Raw genomic sequence first — 4,586 nt, forward strand, 5'->3', positions numbered from 1 at the left:
CTGGACATGCCTGGCCCAGGACTCGCGCCGCGCGTGCATCGTTTCCATGTGAATCCCCTGCTGAAAAATACAGAGGATGCGGGCAGGGGTGCTCGAGGAGAAGGTGGGCGGGCTGGACGCTTACCGCTCAACTCGCGGGATCTCTGGAGGAGCAGGAGTTTATGGAAAGGCTCCCCGTGAGGAAGATTGCCGAATCTGACTACGAATCTGTCTCGCCGCTGTCTTTTAGTTTATATGCCCATGTACGTGTTTTCGAGTGTGACGAGCCACCGAATTTTGGACTCCTTGACTCCACGATTGGGCGGCATTTGCGGATTGTGAAGCAGTGGGAAACGCAAGACGGGACAATCTCGTTGGTTTTGACGGCAGACGAGACGTCTCCCAATTGGGCCATCTCTGATGCTCTGATCGATGTGCGTCACGACGTGTTTCTCTTGATGTTTTTCGAGGCGGCAAAACTCTGCTACATAGGGTCGACCCGTCGAACGGAAAAGCTTTACCTCAGCATCATGGACACGATTGCTCCCGGTGGCTGCAGACCGCTTAGCTACCAACAGACCAGCAGGGCGCGCGCGGGCTTGGAGGAGGTCAAGTTTTACAACGTTGGGCTGAAGAACACGACGTTCAACTCGCAGGGAGAGACTTATCGAACCCTCACTGGCCCCCAGGCGGAGAGGGCGGTGACAGCTGGCGACAGTCGAGTCTTCTCCCAAGGACACTTCTTCGGCAGCGGTATGAATGGACAGGTCAAGGAAACGATTGGCGCAAGCAGCAGTTCCCGGATATGGAGCAATCAGCGCCTCTCGATCCTTGATTTCGTTGAGTGGGTGCAAACCTTGAACGGACGCCTCTCCGGTAATGCGCCTTTTAGCGCAACCCAGTTAGACATCGTGCGCTCTAGCAAGCCTTTGAGTCGTTTACCAGATGTGGTCATAGCGGCGAACTGGCCTAAAAGCGGATTCAAAAACAACCCGAAAGTCCGCTTTCGGGCTGCCACCCAACAGCGCGTTCAATATTCGAGATTGGTTGAGTGGGACATCCAGAACTTTCAGTGCGATCTACCGGCGGGACAATTAGCCTTTTCGCTGGTTAGCGCCTTCGGCGTGGTGCCAATGCGATTTCACTTGGCAAACGCACGGATGGTGACGTGTCTGGATCCTGACGTCTCCGTCGAAATCGAATCTGCCCACGATTCCTGGGTTGCAATGGCGGACTGGCTCTGTGAACACAGTCCAGTGTTCTATGCCGCCGATAAATCATCCTTTGAGGGGATGAATTTGATGGCTGCACCGTTGCTGCAAACCGAACGTTTGGCTCCTGGCGATGCAGAGATCATCGATTGGAGGGGCTGTGGCATACACATCGAATTTCTACCCCAGGATCAATCCCCCGAGACGTTGCGAAAGCGAGCCCTGCTCGCGGGAAACCTGACCGTGCAGGAGCACCTGGAGCGATACTTGGTCAACCTGCCGGATGTTCAAGGACTCTTCTACGACCACAGGGCGGGGGAGGCCGCGGATTATATCTGCGTCACCAAGAATGCTGAGGATCAGGTCAACGTCAGCTTCTATCACTGCAAAGGCGCGGGTGGGCCACCAAGTGGAGGCCGTGTGGGTGATGTCTACGAGGTGGCAGGACAGTTGGTCAAGTCGGTCTATTACTGCAACGTGCCGACGATTGTTCAGCACATGGAAGATAGGATGCTTCCAAGGCACACATCACCCTCCTACTTTGTTCGCGGCAACAGAGCCGACGTTACTCAGCTGTTGAAAACTACACCGGCCACCAAGCTCACGTTTTCCGTGATCGGCGTTCAGCCTGGCATTCGCCGCTCGGCGATCAATGCTCACCTGAGTGATCTTATGGCGTTCTGTATCAGTTACGCGAGGCAGGGAGGGGCAGCGAAGGCTTACTGGCTGGTCAACGAACCAGAGAATTGATTCACGAAGCGGCTGAGGAGTACGTCTGGTTGCTTCTTGTATTTCGCCATCGTGGATGACCTAGATTTACATAGTGCCGCGCATCAGGGGCGGACCGCTAAGATAGATACCTTTACGAACGTCACTTCTTTCCGTTGGCAGGCACGTACGCTGGCGGCGAATGCCTAGTGCCATTGAGATTAAGACGGACGCTGGAGGATGCATGGCTTATATGGTCGTTTTTATTGCAACGCGCTGGGGTAGTGAAGAGGGCGGCCTAAACGTCTTCAATACGGGAGTCGCCCTAGGTATGGCTAAGGTGCTTCCGAAAGGGAGTCGATGCCTTTGTTTTGTAGAAGTACTGCCCAGCGGCGATGCCATACCACCTAGAGGTATTGTTCTTCTCCCGCATGATTTCAAGCCTGACTCGATCGTCGATGATATCCGGCAGAACCTTTCGGATGTATCGGAGGGTATGGTACGTGGTGTCTTAGTCCTCGGCCACGATGTTAAGACGGGCGATCTCGCTATTCAGACAGCGAAGTTGTTAAAGGGGGGGCTTGCCAAAGTTCAGGTTTTGTCAGCGGTCATCAGCCACATGGACTACGCCGCCTATGCCCGACAGAAAGGGCATGACCTCGTGGTGGTGGAGCAACGTGCCGAGCAGCAGCGAATGATTATTGCGTCTGCGGACTTGACGTTTGCCGTCGGGCCATATCTTGCAGCTCGCTTCAGACAGTCATCTCAAAGCCAAGACGAGCGCCCTTTTCTAAAGCAGTTGACTCCAGGAGCCGCCGAAATTCAACCGGTGAATGTTGGCGAAGGGATGTTGCAGGTCTTCGTTTCGGGCCGGTTGGGGCTTTCCGATGACACCATCAAGAATGGCATTCTTTCCGTGGAGGCATTGCTACGAGCATACGACAAGGCGAGGAAAAGCAAACTTAGCTTCTTCCGAGCTAGAGGCCGACTTTTTGTCTGTGGTGTGGAAAGTGATGGAGGTTCTTCGCTCCTGTCGAAATTGGAGAGGAGGGCGGCTGAAAATGCAATGTTCTCGATTGAACCAGTGATCTTCACGCCCGAACAGCACGAAAATTACAAGCTTTTGGCTAGCTCTCACATTGCCCTGATGCCTTCATGGCACGAAGGCTTCGGTCTGACGGGGTGGGAGGCCCTTTGCGCAGGCGTGCCGCTAGTGTGCTCCAAACAGTCGGGGCTCGCCATGCTCATTGAAGAGCTCAGAATTCAGTTACCCGGACAGTCATTTAGCAACGTCGAATTGATCGAGCTTCGAGGTAGCAAAATTGCGGGTGAACCTCAGGAAAGCGATGTTGATATCTTGTCGGAAGCTATCGTTCGACTCGCTGAAAACTATGGTCAGCGTAAACACGATGCCCTTTCGCTAGCAAAGCATCTCAAGGTTAAGTTCTCTTGGGAGGACTGTGCGTTTCAAATTCTTTCTGAGACGGGTTGGCCAATGGCCAATTCAGTTTCAGTTCAGTGGACTGTTCGACGGAACATGGCTAGGGAAGCGGCCGAGGGGCGGGAGGAGGTAGCATTTTTGCTAGAGCTTTTAGACAGTCCTGACCGCGTCGACATCGGCAGAGATTGGAGTAAGTTGTGCTCGGCATTCAACTATGTGAGCGATGCCGGTAAGCGCATGAACGCCGCCGAATGCAAGACACTGCTTGCTCAGCTTAGACCTTTGGCGGACTTGATCGGTAATGTGTTGAAGCACAATTTTGGCGGCTATCCGCGCGAGACAAATGCACTCCGTGATTCCGGTGGGTTGGACGTATGCTGGAGGTACATGGCTGCATGTAAGGGAGTGTCGTCGTCTTTCAGTCAATTTACCGGATTACTGCCGACCAATCTCTTGGATGTGATCCTGTCCGACGGCTTCCTTCGGAAAGAATTGTTGTTCTACTTGTCGGATTTCTCGACCGAATTCGGCCGCTCGGCTAAATCCCTGGCGCAGGAATTCTGTCTCCACTTCCGTGAGCTGCTGACGTCGGACCTCAAACTCCAGATCCGTCTTGCCCGATTGACGGCGGTAAGGCCGGATCTGTTGATCGCATTCGAAAACGAAATGCCGGAGTCACCGGAGATGACGTTGTGGCAAGAGTTAGATGCCTATCGAGAGGAAAGCGAGCGATGTCGTACTGTGGAAATGATGTCATACGATATTGCTTATTTAATCGATAAGGATCCACTTCTCGCGCCGACGGTTCTTGCACTTACCACCTTGAGACCGCGCTACGAAGGGCAGGCAGTAGAGCAGGCAATAAGTTTTTTTAATGTATTACAAGGCCAACCGGTGACCAAGGAGTGGCGGGGTGATAAACGGCTATATGCGGCCCTGTTGAGCGTTACGATGCCTACAAGCAAGCTATTGGCTGTGCTAGAGGCGATGGCATCAGACGAGGAAGAGGCAATCCGTTGGGCTGCGCTTGATTTAGCATTTTCCCCAGTATTGCGCACACGTTTGGAGGCGGCTCATGCAGCACAGGGAGACGACTTCGGTTCGCTGCTTCGGAAACTAGTGTAGTGGTCTAATGAAACCGGACACCCATTTAGGCGAGAATGCTCGCCAGATCGAGGTGTCAGATGACCAAACAACGCCGCTCCTTTACTCCTGAATTCAAGCGCGAGGCTGCCGACCTTGTGCTC

At 53.7% G+C, this 4,586-nt stretch carries 2 protein-coding genes; both read left to right on the forward strand.

The features are described from left to right. Positions 1-161: 161 nt before the first annotated feature. On the forward strand, positions 162-1,940 hold the full coding sequence (locus TU80_RS30865; protein WP_235000082.1) for a hypothetical protein: 1,779 nt from the start codon (positions 162-164) through the stop codon (positions 1,938-1,940). Between the two features lie 202 nt (positions 1,941-2,142). Further along, on the forward strand, positions 2,143-4,464 hold the full coding sequence (locus TU80_RS30870) for a glycosyltransferase (protein ID WP_057006131.1): 2,322 nt from the start codon (positions 2,143-2,145) through the stop codon (positions 4,462-4,464). The last annotated feature ends 122 nt before the right edge of the window (positions 4,465-4,586 follow it).

The sequence above is a fragment of the Pseudomonas veronii genome (assembly GCF_001439695.1).
Lineage (GTDB): Bacteria > Pseudomonadota > Gammaproteobacteria > Pseudomonadales > Pseudomonadaceae > Aquipseudomonas > Aquipseudomonas veronii.

Coding starts and splice junctions, on each gene's coding strand:
- TU80_RS30865 (WP_235000082.1), top strand. CDS start 162: ATGGAAAGGCTCCCCGTGAGGAAGATTGCCGAATCTGACTACGAATCT.
- TU80_RS30870 (WP_057006131.1), top strand. CDS start 2,143: ATGGCTTATATGGTCGTTTTTATTGCAACGCGCTGGGGTAGTGAAGAG.